This is a genomic window from Bacteroidota bacterium (genome assembly GCA_039821555.1).
Lineage (GTDB): Bacteria > Bacteroidota > Rhodothermia > Rhodothermales > Rubricoccaceae > JBCBEX01.
Window position 1 is genome coordinate 39,746 of record JBCBNX010000001.1, and the last position, 17,054, is coordinate 56,799.

The 17,054-nt window shown below is 65.8% G+C and carries 14 protein-coding genes; 9 read left to right on the forward strand and 5 right to left on the reverse strand.

The features are described from left to right. Positions 1 to 108: 108 nt before the first annotated feature. Together AAFU51_00165 and AAFU51_00170 are read left to right on the forward strand one after the other, a co-directional pair. On the forward strand, positions 109 to 987 hold the full coding sequence (locus tag AAFU51_00165) for a TerC family protein (GenBank protein ID MEO1569661.1): 879 nt from the start codon (positions 109 to 111) through the stop codon (positions 985 to 987). A gap of 135 nt (positions 988 to 1,122) precedes the next feature. Continuing rightward, positions 1,123 to 1,854 (forward strand): class I SAM-dependent methyltransferase, encoded by a 732-nt coding sequence (locus AAFU51_00170; GenBank protein MEO1569662.1) that lies wholly within the window; start codon positions 1,123 to 1,125, stop codon positions 1,852 to 1,854. A 37-nt stretch (positions 1,855 to 1,891) separates the two neighbouring features. Here AAFU51_00170 and AAFU51_00175 read toward each other — a convergent pair whose 3' ends face one another. Continuing rightward, positions 1,892 to 2,371 (reverse strand): hypothetical protein, encoded by a 480-nt coding sequence (locus AAFU51_00175; protein MEO1569663.1) that lies wholly within the window; start codon positions 2,369 to 2,371, stop codon positions 1,892 to 1,894. A 26-nt stretch (positions 2,372 to 2,397) separates the two neighbouring features. Beyond that, positions 2,398 to 4,029 (reverse strand): phosphoenolpyruvate carboxykinase (ATP), encoded by a 1,632-nt coding sequence (gene pckA / locus AAFU51_00180; GenBank protein ID MEO1569664.1) that lies wholly within the window; start codon positions 4,027 to 4,029, stop codon positions 2,398 to 2,400. A 359-nt stretch (positions 4,030 to 4,388) separates the two neighbouring features. Between pckA and AAFU51_00185 the strand changes: the two genes are divergently transcribed. Both AAFU51_00185 and AAFU51_00190 read left to right on the forward strand, forming a co-directional pair. Then, positions 4,389 to 5,819 (forward strand): GWxTD domain-containing protein, encoded by a 1,431-nt coding sequence (locus AAFU51_00185; protein ID MEO1569665.1) that lies wholly within the window; start codon positions 4,389 to 4,391, stop codon positions 5,817 to 5,819. A gap of 2 nt (positions 5,820 to 5,821) precedes the next feature. Further along, entirely contained in the window at positions 5,822 to 6,466 is a 645-nt protein-coding gene (locus tag AAFU51_00190; protein ID MEO1569666.1) for an L-threonylcarbamoyladenylate synthase, read from the forward strand. On the opposite strand, the gene AAFU51_00195 is transcribed toward AAFU51_00190, so the two are convergent. Further along, the gene (locus tag AAFU51_00195) at positions 6,463 to 7,269 is read right to left on the reverse strand and encodes a hypothetical protein (protein MEO1569667.1); all 807 of its coding nucleotides are present in this window, start codon (positions 7,267 to 7,269) and stop codon (positions 6,463 to 6,465) included. The genes AAFU51_00190 and AAFU51_00195 overlap by 4 nt on opposite strands. A 195-nt stretch (positions 7,270 to 7,464) precedes the next feature. Here AAFU51_00195 and AAFU51_00200 point away from each other — a divergent pair, with 195 nt between their 5' ends. The 5 genes from AAFU51_00200 (at position 7,465) to AAFU51_00220 (ending at position 14,413) form a co-directional block, all read left to right on the forward strand. Continuing rightward, positions 7,465 to 8,961 carry an asparagine--tRNA ligase gene (locus AAFU51_00200; GenBank protein ID MEO1569668.1) on the forward strand — a complete coding sequence of 499 codons (1,497 nt, stop codon included), beginning with the start codon at positions 7,465 to 7,467 and terminating at the stop codon, positions 8,959 to 8,961. An 846-nt stretch (positions 8,962 to 9,807) separates the two neighbouring features. Continuing rightward, positions 9,808 to 11,439, forward strand: coding sequence for a CatA-like O-acetyltransferase (locus tag AAFU51_00205; protein ID MEO1569669.1), 1,632 nt, complete (start codon positions 9,808 to 9,810; stop codon positions 11,437 to 11,439). Positions 11,440 to 11,562: 123 nt separating this feature from the next. Further along, positions 11,563 to 12,210 carry a DNA starvation/stationary phase protection protein gene (locus AAFU51_00210; GenBank protein MEO1569670.1) on the forward strand — a complete coding sequence of 216 codons (648 nt, stop codon included), beginning with the start codon at positions 11,563 to 11,565 and terminating at the stop codon, positions 12,208 to 12,210. A 117-nt stretch (positions 12,211 to 12,327) separates the two neighbouring features. After that, entirely contained in the window at positions 12,328 to 13,104 is a 777-nt protein-coding gene (locus AAFU51_00215) for an RNA methyltransferase (protein MEO1569671.1), read from the forward strand. An 88-nt stretch (positions 13,105 to 13,192) separates the two neighbouring features. Then, positions 13,193 to 14,413: an alanine dehydrogenase gene (locus AAFU51_00220; GenBank protein ID MEO1569672.1), complete on the forward strand. Its 1,221-nt coding sequence runs from the start codon at positions 13,193 to 13,195 to the stop codon at positions 14,411 to 14,413. Positions 14,414 to 14,447: 34 nt separating this feature from the next. Here the strand turns inward: AAFU51_00220 and AAFU51_00225 are convergent, their stop codons facing one another. Together AAFU51_00225 and AAFU51_00230 are read right to left on the reverse strand one after the other, a co-directional pair. After that, a complete protein-coding gene (locus AAFU51_00225) occupies positions 14,448 to 15,614 on the reverse strand; it encodes a hypothetical protein (protein MEO1569673.1) in 1,167 nt (388 codons plus the stop codon). 49 nt (positions 15,615 to 15,663) lie between these two features. After that, on the reverse strand, positions 15,664 to 16,947 hold the full coding sequence (locus AAFU51_00230; GenBank protein ID MEO1569674.1) for a hypothetical protein: 1,284 nt from the start codon (positions 16,945 to 16,947) through the stop codon (positions 15,664 to 15,666). Positions 16,948 to 17,054: the final 107 nt, after the last annotated feature.

Here is a 17,054-nt window from a genome sequence, read left to right on the forward strand (position 1 = left end):
CGTGTGCCGGTTGAGCCAGCGAGGCCGCGAGACGAAAGCGGTGACGGAGACAACAGCCGTGCCGTACACTGCACTCGCCCACCGCTTCGTCTGCCCGCCTGCCCCGCCGTGTTCGATTGGATCTACGACCCCCAAGCCTGGGTCGCCCTCGCCACCCTCACCTCGCTCGAGATCGTCCTCGGGATCGACAACATTGTCTTCATCTCGATCCTGACGGGGCGGCTGCCCGAAGATCAGCAGCCGCGCGCGCGCTTCATCGGCCTCGCGCTGGCGATGGGCATGCGCATCGCGCTGCTCTTCTCGATCGCCTGGGTGATGAGCCTGACCACGCCGCTCTTCACCATCCCCTTCCTCGACGCGATCACGGGCTTCGGCGAATCAGCGCGGCATGGCATGGCCGCCCTCGGCGAGGCGACCGGTCTGACCGATGGGCCCGCCGCGATCACCGGGCGTGACCTCATTCTGCTCGTTGGCGGCTTTTTCCTGGTCGGCAAGGCCACGCACGAGATCCACAACAAACTCGAAGGCGACGCTGAGCAGCACGGCACTGCCAAGAAAACGGCAAGCTTCGGCTCGGTCCTCATCCAGATCGCGATTCTCGATATCGTGTTTTCCCTCGATTCCGTCATCACCGCAGTCGGCATGGCCGATGACATTGCCGTCATGGTCATCGCCGTCATTATCGCCGTCGGCATCATGATGATCTCGGCTGGGCCGGTGTCGGACTTTGTCCAGAAGCACCCAACGGTGAAGATGCTCGCGCTAGCGTTCCTCATCCTGATCGGCGTGACGCTGATCGCAGAAGGGCTCGGACAGCATATCCCGAAAGGCTACATCTACTCCGCCATGGCGTTCTCGCTCTTCGTCGAGGTGCTAAATCTTCGCACGAAGCGGGCGAAGAAAGCGATGCCTGCGCCCGTTCAACTGCACGGGATCAACTATGACGAGTACCCCGTCGCCGGGCAGATGCCGGAGGACAACGCCTAGTCAACCATGAGTGTAATGAGCCCGAACGTGTTGCGTGTTGCGTGCTGCGTGTTTGGCACGAGCGTTGGGCGCGGCCGTCGCGAACTGCCTCGCCGAGGGCCCCCTCGCTGGCCGGTGGCGAGGTTCCTAGCCCGCATGGCCCCGGTTCTCTTGCTCCTGTTCGTGTTAGGATGCGGCGCCCCTACGGACGCCACGCAGGCCCAGCCTTCGGGGGCGAGCGAGGCAGACACGGCTTACGTCTACCGTTCGCCTAGCCGCGACGGGATCGGCAAGGTCTACATGGGCCGCGAGATCTCGCGCGTGATGGGCCACCGCGGGGCCGCCTGGCTGGAGCGCCCCGACCGCGAACGCACGGAGCGGCCCGACCTCGTCATCGAGGGCCTCGCGCTCCTCTCGAACTACACCGTCGCCGACGTGGGCGCGGGGACAGGCTACTTCACCTTTCGCATCGCCGAGGCCGTCCCACAAGGCCGCGTCTTCGCGGTCGACATCCAGCCCGAGATGCTCGCCATCATCGAGCAGCGGCAGGAGGACCTCGGCGTCGACAACATCACGCGCGTGCTGGGCACCGAGTCGAGTCCCGAACTCCCCGCCGACACGCTTGACGCGACGCTGCTCGTGGATTCCTACCACGAGTTCGCGTACCCCATGGAGATGCTCGCTGCGATTTTCGCTGCTACGAAGCCCGGCGGCAAGCTCGTCCTGATCGAGTACCGCGGCGAGGACCCGAGCGTGCCGATCAAGCCGCTGCACAAGATGACCGAGGCGCAGGTACGCCTGGAGGTCGAGGCGGCCGGCTTCCAGTTCGTCGCCAACCGCGACTTCCTCCCGCAGCAGCACTTTCTCGTGTTCGAGAAGCCGGGGTGAGCGAGCCGGACTGTGTGGGTGTACGGGGGCGTGGGAGCTAATCCCAATCGTTGAACACGAAGTCGCCGATCTGCCGGATTCCCCAAGAGCGCATCTCGTAACGGAAGTATTTCTGTTCACCTGCGTCCATCGACGCGAGCCATGCATCGGGGTGTGCTTTCAGCGTCTCTAGCGGGACCGGGTGAAACGAGACGGAGGCAAAGAGGGCAGCGACCTCCGGCTCCTCGGTGAACTCATGGCTCATGTACGGTCGTGGCTTGTCTGTGAAAGCGATAACCGGATAAGCCTTGTTGCAAAGCACCGTAGTCTCGCGATCGTCGAGTTCGAGGCGAGCGTAGGCGTAGCTGGTGGGAATGTTTGAGCGTAACTCGATGCGGAGAACACGTCCACCGACCTTTCGGGCTACGTAAAAGCAGGCCGCCTTGAACCTAGCAAGGTCAACAACGCTACCGTCGGGAAGGCTGCCCTCTGTGATTCCCAAGGGAAGAGGTCGTAGGCTGTCGAGATCAACGTCCACCCTACTACCCTCATACTCCGACACCCTCACACCTCCACGCGCCGCGACGGTCCAGCGGCGAGCACCTTGGGCGGGACGGCGTCGGCGTACTTCTCGAAGTTCGCGGCGAACATGTCAGCGAGTTGCTGCGCCTTCTCGTCGTAGGCGAGGGGGTCGGCCCAGGTGTCGCGGGGGTTGAGGACGCCGTGCGGGACGTTCGGTACCTCCTTCGGGACGTGGAGGCCGAAGAACGGGTCGGTGAACGTGCCCGTGTAGTCGAGCTGGCCGCGGAGGGCGGCGTTGACCATCGCGCGGGTGTAGGCGAGCTTCATCCGGCTGCCGACGCCGTAGGCCCCGCCCGTCCATCCGGTGTTGACGAGGAAGACGCGGGCGCCGTGCCGCTCGATCTTATCGCCGAGCATCGTCGCGTAGGCGGTGGGCGGGAGCACCATGAACGGCTCGCCGAAGCAGGCCGAGAACGTCGCCTTGGGCTCCGTGACGCCGCGCTCAGTGCCGGCGACCTTCGCCGTGTAGCCGCTCAGGAAGTGGTACATCGCCTGCTCCGGCGTCAGCCGCGCGATGGGCGGCATCACGCCGAACGCGTCAGCCGTGAGCATCACGATCGTCTTCGGGTGCCCGCCCATCCCCGTTGCCGACGCATTCGGGATGTGAATGATCGGGTAGGAGAGCCGTGTGTTCTCGGTGATGGTCACGTCGTCGAAGTCGATGCAGCGGTCGGCGTCCAGGACCACGTTCTCGGCGATGGTGCCGAAGAGCTTCGTTGTGGCGAAGATCTCCGGCTCGCCCTCCTCGGAGAGGCGGATCGCCTTGGCGTAGCAGCCGCCTTCGAAGTTGAACACGCCGTCGTCAGACCAGCCGTGCTCGTCGTCGCCAATGAGCGTCTTGCTCTGGTCGGCGGAGAGCGTCGTCTTGCCTGTGCCGGAGAGGCCGAAGAAGACCGCAGCGTCGTTTTCGTTGCCGAGGGCATGGTTGGCCGAGCAGTGCATCGGCAGCACGCCCTGTTGCGGGAGCAAGAAGTTGAGCGCTGAGAAAATCGACTTCTTGATTTCGCCCGCGTAGTTCGTTCCACCGATGAGCACGAGGCCGCGCTCCAGGTTGAGCAGGATGAACGTGTCCGAGTTGAGCCCCTCGTCGCCGAAGCGGTCGCCCTTGAAGCCCGGGAGGTCGATGACGGTGAAGTCGGGTGCGAAGTCGGCGGTGGGGTCGTCGGGGCGCAGGTCCTCCACCGGCGGGCGGATGAACATGTTGTGCGCGAAGAACGAGTGCCACGCCAGTTCGGTGACCACGCGCACCTTGAGGCGGTAGCGCGGGTCGGCGCCCGAGTAGACATCCCGGACGAAGAGGTCGCGGCCGGTGACGTAGTTGCCCATCTTGGCGAGCAGCCCGTCGAACGTTTTCTCGGAGATGGCCTTGTTGACGTCGCCCCAGCCGACGAGGTCGCCCGTCGAGGACTCGTGGACGATGAAGCGGTCGTTGGGGCTGCGGCCCGTGTGGGGGTCCGTGCGCGTCACGAGCGGGCCGCCGTCGGCGACGCGGGCCTCGCCCCGCCGGATGGCGATCTCGTAGAGGCGAGCGGGCGAGATGTTGTAGAAGAGCGTCTGCGTGCGGTCGAGGCCGAGCGCGGTGATATGCTGAATGACGGGCGCGGGGGCGTTCATGCGGGCGCGGTGCGTTGCCGAGATAGAAGGGAAGGGCTACAACAAACAGCCGCGGGCGGGTCTAGGTCAAGCCGACAGCGATGTGTAAGCGGTTACCTTAATGGAAGCCTCGCCGAGTGCAGAGCGGGCGCCTTCAGTGAGCCCGGCAACCGGACTCCGCTGGGGCAGAAGGCAAACCGTTCGCCCCGGAGGGAGGGCCATTCCGCATGCCCTGCTACGGCTGGGCGCTCCGGCAAAAGACCGCGCGGCGCCGACGGGTATATTTCGCCTGCGACACCGGGGCCTACCACCGTCCTGCTTGCTCTCGTTCACTTCTCGACGCGTCCATGGCTTCTTGCTCCCTCGCCCAACGCCGCTTCATGCGCACGCTAACCCAGGCCGTTGTGGTCACTGTGGTGCTGCTCGTCGTGCCGCTGCGCGCGCAACCGACCGAGCTCCCGCTCGACCTCAACTTCGACACGGCGACGTTCTTCTACGCCGAGAACCAGACGCTCGTCGAGGTCTACCTTGCCATCGGTGCGGCCTCGCTGTCGTTCGAAGCCAACGAGGACGGCTTCACAGATGAGGTCGAGATCCACCTCGCCCTGCGCCCTGCAGCCATGGCCGCCCCGGATGCGGCGACCACGGCGGCAGTCTTCGCCGACACGCTCAACTTGCAGTTTCAGGTCGCCGACACGACCGGGCTTGCGCAGGGCCAGTATTTCCTCCAGCAAGTCCGCACGGCGGTCGCGCCCGGGGAGTACGTCCTCGATGTGAACGTGCCGACGACGGCCGACGACGGCCAGGGCACCATGAGCTTGCGCCGTGACCTCCTCGTCCCGGACTATGCCCCCGACGGGCGCGCGCGCCTTGCGGACCTCACCCTCGCGTCGTCCATCACGCGGGCCGCCGACAACGCGGACCCCCGGTTCATCAAGAACAGGCTCGACATCCGCCCGAGCCCCAGTCGACTCTTCGGGATTGGCTCGGAGCGGGTGTTCTACTACACCGAGGCATACGGCCTCAACGATGCTGTGGCCGGTGGCGAGTACACGCTGCTGGCACGCGTCACCGAGGCCAACCTGACGCAGCCCATCGAGGGGATGGAGCGCCGCACGTCGCGGGCGGTTCGTTCGCCGGACGTCCTCGTCGGGGCGTTCGACGTCAGCGCGCTTCCGAGCGGGTCCTACTTCCTGCGCCTCGTGCTGCTCAACGCCGACAACGAGGCGCTGGCCGAGCAGTCCCAGAAGTTCTTCGTCTACAACCCGAACGTCGTGCGCGAGGACCTGGTCGAGGATCCGCTCGCGGAAGACTACATGACCACGCTCTACGCGTCGATGCCAGCCGACGAACTCGAGGAGAACATCAAGCACGCCCTCGTGATCGCGACGGCCCGAGAGCGCAGCCGACTCAACGACCTCCCCAACGAAGAGGCCAAGCGCGAATACCTCGCTGAGTTCTGGCGCATCCGCGACCCCAACTCGTCTACGGCCATCAACGAAGCCCGGCGCGACTTCTACGACCGGCTCCTCCAGATCGAGGAGCGCTACTCCACCAATTTCGGGGAGGCCTACGAGACCGACCAGGGACGTGTGATGCTCAAATACGGTATCCCGTCCGTCATCGACCCCCGCCGCTCGAACTCGGAGCTGCGGCCGCACGAGGTCTGGGAGTACGAGAACCTCCCCGGCGAGGGCCGTTCGATCTTCGTGTTCGCTGACCTGGACGGCTTCGGCACGTTCGAGTTGATCCACTCCGACGTGACCGGCGAGGAGTCGCGCCCCGACTGGCGGGCGGCGCTCCGCCGCTAGCGATGAGCATCGCCCGAGACGCTGCGGCCACCGCGCATGCCGTGACGCTCGCGCATGCCGCGTCCGTGGTCAAGCGCGGCGGCGTGCTCGTGTATCCCACCGAAACCGTCTACGGCATCGGCGGCGCCCCCTCCGATGCGCCGATGGTCGAGCGCGTGCGCGCCATCAAGGGCCGCGACGCCCACAAGCCGATGCTCGCGATCACCGACCGCTGGGGCCGCGTCGCCGACTGGATAACAAACGTGACCGACGCCCACCGCGCACTGATGGCCGCCACCGACGACGCAGGTCGTCCGCTGGCGGTGACGCTGCTCTTCGAGGCGGGCAACGGCGCACCCTTGGCCCTGGTGAGCGAAGTCGGACTCATCGGCATCCGGCGTACGCCCGATCCGCTCGGGCAGGCACTCGTGGCCGCGTGTGGCACCGCGCTCCTCTCCACGAGTGCCAACCGCACGGGGGCGCCGCCCGCCTCGGTGTTCGCCGACCTCGACCCCCATGTGGTTGAGGCCGCCGACTACGCCTTCGATGCCGGGCGTCCGCTCGGCGGTACGCCCTCGACCGTGGTGAAGGTGGAGGATGGTGCGCTGGTCGTCATCCGGGAAGGTGCCGTGCGCGAATCGACGTTGCGAGCACTCGTCGGAGGTTAGCTGCGCTCGATGCGAATGCTGCCATTGCCCGTGCGAGCGCGCAGGAGCGGGCCGCCCTCGCCGAGGGTGAACTCCACGTTCTTGTCAATGCGGCCCTGGACGGTGATCGGGAAGTCGACGTTGAGGCGGCCGTTGCCCGTGCCCGAGGCGAAACGCCCGGAGTAGTTGTCCGGGATGTAGAGTTTCACGGTGCCGTTGCCGGAGGTGACGTCGAGGCCTTCGCCGTCCCAGGACTGCCCGCCCAACTCGATCCGGAGCGCGCCGTTGCCGGTGCGCCCCCGCACATCGCCGCCGAGGTCGACCAGGCGTACGCCGCCGTTCGACGTGTCGAAGCGGATGGTGCTAGAGACGGCCGTGATGCGGATGCCCCCGTTGCTGCTTTCCAGGTCGAGGTCCGTGTCGCGGGGGACGTAGATGCGGAAGCTAGATCCGACCCAGTCGTCGCCGCGGGTGCGGGGGACTTCGGCCTCGATGGTGCCGTCTGTGGAGATCGTGACCTCTTCCAAAAGCTTGTATGCCGTGGAGCGCTCCTCGCTGTAGGCGCGCACGCGGGTCACGACGAGGATTTCGTCGCGGTCCCAGCCCTGGACGCGGATCCCGCCGTTGGTACCGCCGTCCACTTCGATCTCGTCGCGCGCGTCGAGCCTGACGGCGCGCACTTCGCAGGCCTCGCGGACGCCGCGGCGCATGGCGTCGCCGTCCTCGCACCACGCCTTGTCTTCGGCGGAAAGGTCCGAGGCTGGAACGGGTTGGGCCGACATGGCCAGGGGCAGGGCAAGGAGGAGCAGCAGGACAGCACGCATGGGACTCGGGTTAGATGAGATGGAGGCCCGTCTGCAATCAAGCCGTATACCACCGCGCGAAACGGCGCGGCATCGTCCGTAACGAGCGCGCAGACTGTGCGCCTGCGCTCACCTCGCGCGCCGATCCGCCCGCCTTACGCGGCGTACCTTTCGCGCCCGATCTGTGACCCTCGACCTCCGACCCTCGACCTCGACATGCCCACCATCCAGGACCTCGCGCAGCACGAAGGCCAGACCGTCACGCTTCAGGGCTGGCTCTACAATAAGCGCGGCTCCAAAGGCCTTTTTTTCCTGATCCTCCGCGACGGCTCGGGCCTCTGTCAGTGCGTCGTCAACGCCGAAGCCGTGGACGAGGAGAGCTTCGCCGCGGCCTCCGAAGCGAGCCAGGAAGCCTCGGTGGCGGTCACGGGTACTGTCGTCAAGGACGAGAAGCAGGTGGGGGGCTATGAAGTGCAGGCCACGGCAGTCACATTGCACGGCGCGAGCGAGGACTACCCGATCACGCCGAAGGAGCACGGCGTCGAGTTCCTGATGAACCACCGGCACCTCTGGCTGCGCAGCCGCCGCACGTGGGCCATCATGCGCATCCGCAACCGCATCATCCAGGCCATCCACGCCTACTTCCAGGAGGACGGGTTCCTCCAGATGGACGCGCCCATTCTCACTGGCAACGCTGTCGAGGGCACGTCCACGCTCTTTGAGTTGGACTACTTCGGCGAGCCGGCCTACCTCACGCAGTCGGGCCAGCTCTACGGCGAGGCGATGGCGATGGCGTTCGGCAAGATCTACACCTTCGGCCCGACGTTCCGCGCCGAGAAGTCGAAGACCCGCCGGCACCTCACGGAGTTCTGGATGATCGAGCCCGAGATGGCGTTCTACGACCTCGCCATGAACATGGACTGCGCCGAGGGCCTGCTCGTGCGCATCGTCCGCGAATGCCTCGAACACTGCCGCGAAGAACTGGAGGTGCTCGAACGCGACCTCGGGCCGCTGGCGACGTCCGCCGAGGGCGACTACCCGCGCCTGACTTACACCGAGGCCGTCGACCTGCTCACCAGCGACGCGACGCAGGAGTTGCTCGACGCCGAAATCGCGGCGCTCACCAACGAGGAGGCGGCGCTGAAGGAGGAGGCCGAGACGAACCGTGCGGCGTACGGCCAGGCCAAGAAATGGCGCAAACGCCAGATCGATGCCCGCGAGGTGGCAATCAACCAGCGCCTCGACGAGATCGAGGAGGCGCTGCGCAACCTGCCGCAGTGGAAGGAGTCAGCCCGGACCTTCGAGTGGGGCGCGGACTTCGGCGGCTCCGACGAGACGGTCCTCACGCGGCACTTCGATCGCCCGATCCTCGTCCACCGCTACCCAGCCGCCGTGAAGGCGTTCTACATGAAGCGCGACCCCGAGGACGACCGCCTCGCGCTCGGCGTGGACGTGCTCGCGCCCGAGGGCTACGGCGAGATCGTCGGCGGCGGCGAACGCGCGACCGACATTGAGTTCCTCAAGGCCCAGATCGCCGCGCACGAGTTGCCCCAGGAGGTGTTCGAGTGGTACCTCGACCTCCGGCGCTACGGCTCCGTCCCGCACGCGGGCTTCGGCCTCGGCCTGGAGCGCACCGTGACGTGGATCTGCGGCATCCACCACCTCCGCGAAGCCATCCCGTTCCCGCGCCTCATGGGTCGGCTGCATCCTTGAGCATCGTGACCAATCGAAGAGGGCACAAGTCTGTAGCACTGACCTTGTGTTTGGCCAGCAACGTAACGATTTGCGTATATTGCGGTAACGTCGCGTATTTCTGGGTAGAGTAGCTGTGTACGCTCTCAAAAACCTAGAGACGCGATCAAGTGCAACGCTCCCCCAAGCGCGTTGAATCAATTCACCGTTACTCCCAATCTGCTATGCGTATCACTCAAGGGCGACATCAAGGAGTCAGAAGCCATTCGGGCTGGCGCCTGTTAGACGGTACTGGTCGTCGTACATCGGATTACTTTGTTCCTTTTGGGGTGGAGTACCGTAAGCCGCCATCTGTTCATGTTGGTATTACTGGATTTGATATCCTTTTTGGGCAAAATCACAGACTGATTGCTGACGTGGTTCAGGTTCGAAGAGACGGATTCATATTGCGATACAGTACTTGGGCTGATACAAGGGTATATGCTGCGAGAGTTAATTGGTTGGCAATTGGCGCTACCGCTCGGTCGAGAGTCGATATGGCAGGTGTCTCTGAGGAGAATGACGAAGAAGGGTTTGACGAGTATTCGCCGGTGGACGATCAGGCTGAATAGGTTGTTCACTTTTGTTTGCCCACTGTGCTACCGATTTTTTACGGTGGCATAGTGGGCCTATTTTGAAGTGCTAAGAGTTGCACGCGAAGGTAGTCGTAGAAGTTGAGGCGTGTCAGTACATACGTTTTTTCTCGAGCGTAAAAGCTCTTGTGATTTGGAAATGCTTGTGCGATGAAATTGAAGGGGCAGCGTGCGTTCCGAACGTCCACATCTTGTCGTCCACGCAGACTGGGGCACAAACCCGCTTAAGCGCTGGATGTGCGTAGCACGATGGCAGGAGGGGGCTTACAGCGTTGCTCCGCCCAAACTGGTAGGCGACCTCGGCAGCTTCTGGGCGCGGCTCCGCCACGAGGCTCCAGACGGTCCGATCCTCATAGGCTTCGACTTTCCGATTGGCCTGCCAGCGGTGTATGCAGCGAACGCAGGCGTCGACGGCTTTCCCGAAGCGCTCGCACGGTTTGGAAGCGACGCCTGGGCGCGGTTCTATGACGTGTGCGAGACGGCCAGCGAGATCAGCGTGCGGCGCCCGTTCTACCCGTACCGGCCTGGCGGTACAAAGCGGGCGCACCTGCTCGACGGCCTCGGGTTAGCGTCGGGGAACGACCTGCTCCGGTGGTGCGACCAAGCCACGGAGACGCGCGGTCCGGCCTCGCCGCTTTTCTGGACGCTCGGCGGCAAACAGGTTGGCAAAGCCGCCATCATCGGGTGGCGCGACCTCCTCGCTCCCGGGCTTCGGGACGACGCGCTCGGGCTGCGTCTCTGGCCGTTCCATGGGCCGCTCGACACGCTGCTGGAAGGCAATGCCATCGTCGTCGCGGAGACGTATCCCGCCGAGGCGTGCATTCACCTGGGGCTCTCACCGCCGGGTGGGGCGTGGAGCAAGACGAGCCAGGAGGGGCGGCAGCGTCAGAGCGCCCCGCTCCTCACGTGGGCCAAGCAACGAGGTGTGCATCTGGACGATGTGCTCGCGGCGATGATCGACGACGGCTTTGGGGACCGCAAGGATGGGGAAGACCCGTTTGACGCGACGGTCGGGCTGTTCGGCATGCTGGAAGTCGCCCTCGGGCATCGGCGCGCCAACGTGCCCGACTCGTCCGCCGTGCAGCGCGTCGAGGGGTGGATCTTCGGGCAGGACGTCTCTTCGTCGAGGGCGAATAAACGCTCGACGCAGGAAAAGCACGTCTCCGAGGATGGTGCGACGCTGCACCCGCACCCGCCATCGCGCGCCATGTCGTCTCCCGCTCGAATCATCGATCTGTCGACGTGGCCGCGTCGTGGGGCGTTCGAGTACTTCCGGGCGCTCGACAACCCCTTCTTCAATATCACATGTCCGCTCGATGTGAGTCGGCTCGTGCCCTACTGCAAGATGGCGGGCCACCCTTTTTCGCTGGCGGCTCTTTATTTATCGCTGCGCGTGGCCAACGAGTACGCCCCGTTCCGGCTGCGCATCGAGGGTGAACACGTCGTGGCGTACGACGAAGTGCAGGGTTCGCGGACGGTGTTGGTGGGCGACGAGCAACTCGCGTTTACCTACATCGACTACGATCCGTCGTTCGCCGTTTTCCGTAGACGGGCCGAACGTGCACAGCGGGTCGCCCAGGCCAACCCTGGCGAGATCGATGCCAGAGTGGGGCAGACGGACCTGATCCACTACTCGGTGCTGCCGTGGATCTCGTTTACGAGCATCTCTCACGCGCGGAGCTGGCGGACCGGCGATTCAGTTCCCAAGATCACATTCGGTGGGTATCGCCGAGAAGGCGAGCACATCCAGATGCCGGTGTCGGTGGAGGTGCACCACGGGCTCATGGATGGCCTGCACGTGGCCCGGTTTCTGGAACGGCTGCAGGGGTATTTCGACGAGCCGGATGCTGGTTTGGCGGGAGCATAGGGGCAATCCGGCTCAGCCCAGCGTGGAAACGGTGCGCGCGGCTATCCGTATGAGACGATGACCAATTCCAGCAGCCTCTATTCTCATCCTCAACGGCTGCGTCCACGCACCTCCACGACACTCATGAGCAATGCCAAGACCACACGCCCGCACCTCGCCGACGGCTCCGGCTCCCTCGACAAAGCCGACATGGGCCGCGCGCCGATTCGCACCGTTGACGAATACGAAGGCAACCCGGTCGGTCTTCCCGACGAGGCCTGCATCGAACTGAAGGAGCACCTCGACCGCCACCTCGCAGCCTACAACCTACTCTACAACCAGTACCACAAGCACCACTGGCTGGTCGCCGGGCCGCAGTTCCGCGACCTCCATCTGTTCCTCGAAGGGCACTACAACGAGATCCACGCCCAGCTCGACGAGATCGCAGAGCGCCTGACCGTGCTGGGAGGCATCCCGACGTGCAGCCCATCCGAGCAGGAGAAGCTGGCCTACATCCAGCACGAGCCGGAGGGGCAGTTCCCCATCCGCGACATGCTCGAACTCGACATCCTGTGCGAGCGGCAAGTTTGCATCGAACTGCGCAAGTCGGTCCACGTCGCCCTGAACCACAGCGACTTTGGGACGAAGCGGCTGCTGGAGAAGCTGCTCGCGCACGCTGAAGACCGCGCGCACCACCTTGAGCATTTCCTCGAAGACGACAGCCTCGAAGTAGGGCTGACGGCCAGCGAGGGCGACCTCGCCGAAGACCCGGTGCTCGAAGCCGTCGCCTAGCCGCTGCGCTTCGGCTTCCTCGTTCGAGCGGGCGCGTCTACACTGGCGCGTCCGCTCTCTTTTGTGCCGGGCCGTTCCTGCGATACTGGACTCCAGCGCGGGGACTATCATGTGTTCATGTTGACGCGACAGTATCAGAAGGACCTCGCCAGGTTGCACCGTCGAAAGGAGCGGGAGCGGCAGGGCGTGTTTCTCGTCGAAGGCCTACGCTCGGTCGAAGCCGCCCTTGACGCCAGTGCTTCGCTCGACGCTGTTCTTGTGACACCAGAGACGGCGGCCGACGACAGAGTCGCTGCGCTGCTACGCCGAGCGGAAGCGGCTCGCGTGCCGGTGCACCAACTCGCCGCGCGCGACCTAGGACGCATCACAACGGTGACGAGCGGTCAGGGCATCGCGGCAGTGGCGCGTCGCGTCCTGCAGCCCGTGTCCGCGTTGAAGCAGGCGGCATCGCTGTTGGTGCTCGACGGCGTACAGGACCCCGGCAACGTGGGCACCCTCGTTCGGGCGGCGGCGTGGTTCGGCCTCGACGGGGTGCTCGCCGGGCCGGGAACGGCCGATCTGGAGTCGCCGAAAGTGGTGCGTAGCGCCATGGGTGGGCTCTGGGACCTCGCGCTCTGTCAAACCGACACGCTCGCAGCGACACTCGGCGTGCTCCGCGCCGACGGCTGGCACCTCGCCGCGGCCGACCTCGACGGGACGACGGCGTCGTCCTGGGCGCCGCCCGAGAAAACGGCGCTCATCCTCGGCAGCGAAGCGCACGGGGTCTCCGGGGCCGTGCGCGCTGTTGTGGACGAGCGCGTCACGATCACAGGACGCACCGAGCGGCGTAGCGGCGTCGAGTCGCTCAACGTGGCGCTCGCGGGCGGCATCGTGCTCCACCGATGGCGAGGCTAGGCGCGGCCGGTCGGGCAGAGAACCCGACGGGGTCAGATCAGCGTTGTGCACCCACGACCTCTCACCCCGTCCGTAAATTGAGCCCCCTATGGAAATTCCGTCGATCCAAGGACTCGCCATCGAGCGCGGGCTGCTGCCGCTTGAAAAGGCCGTCGCCGTGCGCGAGCACCAGCGTCAGCTACGTATTGGCGTGCCGCGCGAGGCCGTCAACGAAGAACGCCGCGTCGCACTTGCGCCCTACGGAGCAGGCATCCTCGCCGCCGCAGGCCACCGCGTCTACATCCAGCGCGGCGCGGGCGAGCAGGCCCACTTCTCCGACGTGGAATACAGCGAGGCCGGGGCCGAACTCCTCCCCGACGCCGCCGAGCTGTATGCCGAGTGCGACCTCATCGCCAAGGTCTTCCCGCCGACGGAGGAAGAACTAGCGCTGATGCAGGAGAAGCAGACGCTCATCTCGGCGCTGCACCTCGGCGGCATCCAGCCGGACTACCTGCGCAGGCTCATGGACCTGCGCATCACCGGCATCGGCTTCGAGTTCATCACCGACACCGATGGCTCGCTGCCCATCGTGCGCATGATGCACGAGATCTCGGGCTCGATTGCCGTCCAGGTGGCGGCGCACTGCCTCGAAAGCACCGAGGGCGGTCGTGGCATCATGCTCGGTGGCATCTCGGGCGTACCGCCGTCTACGGTCGTGATCCTCGGCGCGGGTGTGGTTGGCGAGTGGGCAGCGCGGACGGCGCTCGGCTTCGGCGCGCACGTCATCATCCTCGACAACGACCTCCCCGCGCTCCGCCAGATGGAGCACTACCTTGACCGACGCGTGATGACGGCCACGGCCAACGAGCCGTATGTCCGCCAGGCCGTCCAGAACGCCGACGTGGTCATTGGGGCGATGATGAGCGCCGGGCAGCGCCCGCCGGTGGTCGTCACCGAAGACATGGTGGCAGGCATGAAGGAGGGCAGCGTGATCGTGGACGTGGTGATCGACCAGGGCGGCTGCATCGAGACGTCGCGGCCAACTTCACCTTCGGCGCCGACATTCGTCCAGCACGGCGTGATCCACTACTGCGTGCCCAACCTGCCATCGGTGGCCGCGCGCACGGCGAGCTACGCGCTCACGAACGTGGTCGTACCCTACCTCCTCGACATCGGCGAGTCAGGGTCGATCAACGATGCGCTCTGGACGAACGGTAGCCTGCGGACGGGCACCTATGTCTACCGCCGCCACCTCACGAAGAAGAGCCTCGCGACGCTCTTCGGGATGCCTCACCGCGACATCGAACTGCTCATCGCGAGCGGCATCTAGCGACGACTCCTGCCGCCGCTAGACGCCGCAGGGTTCAGGAACTCGTGACCTCGATGTCTACGGAGGAGGGGCGCCCGGAGTCGTCGAAGCGGCCGGAGGCGTCGCGGACCTCCAGGAAGCACTCCACCTCCCACTCGCCGAGCCCGTCTGGAGCTTCCACGGAGCGCTCGATGGTCTCGGTGCCGCGCACCTCGATGTCTTCGTCGCCGTCGAGGACGAAGGCAAACGGGTCGTTGCGGTCGGAGACGCCGCGGGGAGGCGTGGCGTCACAGACGACGCGCCAGTCGCCCTCGCGAAGCGTCACGTCGCCCGTGTTTCGGACGTGGATGCGGAAGCGGTAGTCACGTCCAGCGCGCATGTCGTCTTCCACCTCCAGGCGCCGGATTGCGCCCTCGATGTCTGGCTCGGCGATCCGGAGCGTGTACGTGTACGGGTTGTTGCGTGCGTCGAGCGGGCGCCCGTTGTGCAGCACCGCCAACTCGATCACGTAGTTGCCCGAGGTGCGCGGAACGACGAACTCGTGGCCACCGGCATCGGAGACGCCGTAGTCCCAGTCGGCCTCGTCGAGGTCGATGGTAAAGTCGAACTCGGCCTCCTCGTCGCGGGTGGCGCGGGAGGGGCTTCGGTCGAGGGTCCCGCGCACGGTGTAGGTGCCCGGCGGCCAGTTCGTCTCGCCCTCGTTCTCGACGGTCACGCTGAGCGTCACCTCCTGCTCGGGCTGTGCGCGCCCCTGCACGCGCGTCCGCCATCCGACGACGTGCGCGGCCTCGACCTCGATGTTCTCGACGACCCGCTCCCCGAACGCGTTGTTGCGGTCGTCCACCATCGTCACGGTGAAGAGGTACTCGCCCGGCGTGCGGGGCACGTTCACCGTCCACGACGCTTGCGCGGTGCCGCCCGCGGGCACGTCGCGCGTGAGCCGCTCGACGTGGTTGAACACCTCGCCCGTGGACGACGGCCCGTCGGTGAAGACCATGCCCACGCCGTAGCCGTCCGACCGCCGCCAGCCGCGGTCCTCCACGATCTGCCCGTTGTCGTCGAGGGTGTTCTCCGCGGTGTTGCGGACGGTCACGGTGATGGTCACCCGCTCGTTGGGGTCGGCGGTGTCCGGCATCCGAAACGAGACGATTTCGGCTTCTTGCCCGATGGACGAGGGCGTGAACAGGAGAAGGAGGGCGCAGAGCCCGAGGAGGCGCAACATGGTCGGGAGGGAGTCGATCAACAATCAGCGGACGGGGCGGGCGAGGGTGCTACGGCTGGTAGACCTCGGCGGGCTGGACGCCGAATTTTTGCGCCTCAGGCTCGCCAGGGAAGGGATAGCTACCAGGCTTCAGCTCCATCCGGGGCGCGTAGCTGTCGACGTAGATCTCGGCCCAGTCTTCCTCCATCTCGCTCTCCTGGTAGAACGCGAGGTCGACCGGGATGTCGGGGTCGAGGATGACGTTGCCGCCGCCGTCGTAGTCCGTGTCGTCCTCGACACCGTAGAGGTCGATGATGAGGTAGCGCGGGTTGGGGCCGAACTTGCCCACGAGGACGCCCGTGTCGTCGCTCGCGTCCTCGTCGAAGAGCGATCCGTTGGCGAAGAACAGGTTGTTGCGCATCGCCAGGTCCGGCATGCGGTCGAAGGGCCAGTCGTGCTGCATGGCGCCGCCCACGTTGTAGGCGAACAGGTTGCCCTCGATCTCGACGCGGTCGGTGCCTTCCTTGTGGTAGAGCGACACGGCCCCAACGTTGCTCGACGTGGGGTCCGGGTTGAACGGCCAGTTCATCAGGAAGGTGTTGTGGCGCAGCGCGAGCGTAGCGATCCGGTTGCCTCGCCAGGACATCGTCCCGAGTTGCTGGATCGGGATGAGTGTGTTGAGGAAGAAGTTGTTCTGGATGAGCACCCGCGTGTCGCGCGCGGCCGGGGCGATGGTTGGGTCCATCGCGCCCTGTGGGCCGTTCATGAACACGTTGTCGGCCACCACGAGCCGCTCGGTGCGCAGGTTGCGGAACGACAGCAGCGTGTAGGTGCGGGTGCCGCTCCCGCGCACGAGGCTGTTGGTGTCGTCGTCGTAGACGTTGGACGGCCCGGCGTCGAGGACGAAGCCGGAGAAGACGAACTCCTTGAGCACCGAGCGCTGCCCGAGCGTGAAGATGGGCCCGCCGCGTCCCTCGGACGTCTTCAGCAGGGTGGGCGTCTCGAACGGCGTGCGTGCGTCGAAGGCACCCGCATGGCCGCCGAGGATGTGCAGGCGCGCGCGGGGGTTGTCGACGGACGCGAGCGCCCAGGTGCCCGCGCCAAACTGCCCGTCGAATTCGCCGCCCGCGACCAGGATGCGGACCGTCGGCGAGCCGCTGGCGAGCAGTTCGCCCGCTTGGGTCAGCGCGCGGTGGAGGGAGCGGTGGGCGTAGGTGTTGTCGTTGTCGGCCTGCTGCTCGGCGTAGGCGTAGGCGTCAGTGCCGCGCGGGGCGACGTAGAGGGTGTAGTCGTTGGCCGCCGCGGGCAGCGCCAGGGCAAGGGCAAACAGCGACAGGAAGAGGGCGCGAAGCATAGGGCAGGGGGGATGCAGGTGGTGACGAGGGCTCCCTGGAACAGGCGATGTCCAAGTCGGGGCATCTGGGAACGCGCGGAACGATCCGGGCAGGGCGCACGCGTCTG

Coding starts and splice junctions, on each gene's coding strand:
- AAFU51_00190 (MEO1569666.1), top strand. CDS start 5,822: ATGAGCATCGCCCGAGACGCTGCGGCCACCGCGCATGCCGTGACGCTC.
- AAFU51_00215 (MEO1569671.1), top strand. CDS start 12,328: ATGTTGACGCGACAGTATCAGAAGGACCTCGCCAGGTTGCACCGTCGA.
- AAFU51_00205 (MEO1569669.1), top strand. CDS start 9,808: ATGTGCGTAGCACGATGGCAGGAGGGGGCTTACAGCGTTGCTCCGCCC.
- AAFU51_00185 (MEO1569665.1), top strand. CDS start 4,389: ATGCGCACGCTAACCCAGGCCGTTGTGGTCACTGTGGTGCTGCTCGTC.
- AAFU51_00225 (MEO1569673.1), bottom strand. CDS start 15,614: ATGTTGCGCCTCCTCGGGCTCTGCGCCCTCCTTCTCCTGTTCACGCCC.
- AAFU51_00220 (MEO1569672.1), top strand. CDS start 13,193: ATGGAAATTCCGTCGATCCAAGGACTCGCCATCGAGCGCGGGCTGCTG.
- AAFU51_00200 (MEO1569668.1), top strand. CDS start 7,465: ATGCCCACCATCCAGGACCTCGCGCAGCACGAAGGCCAGACCGTCACG.
- AAFU51_00210 (MEO1569670.1), top strand. CDS start 11,563: ATGAGCAATGCCAAGACCACACGCCCGCACCTCGCCGACGGCTCCGGC.
- AAFU51_00170 (MEO1569662.1), top strand. CDS start 1,123: ATGGCCCCGGTTCTCTTGCTCCTGTTCGTGTTAGGATGCGGCGCCCCT.
- pckA (MEO1569664.1), bottom strand. CDS start 4,029: ATGAACGCCCCCGCGCCCGTCATTCAGCATATCACCGCGCTCGGCCTC.
- AAFU51_00195 (MEO1569667.1), bottom strand. CDS start 7,269: ATGCGTGCTGTCCTGCTGCTCCTCCTTGCCCTGCCCCTGGCCATGTCG.
- AAFU51_00230 (MEO1569674.1), bottom strand. CDS start 16,947: ATGCTTCGCGCCCTCTTCCTGTCGCTGTTTGCCCTTGCCCTGGCGCTG.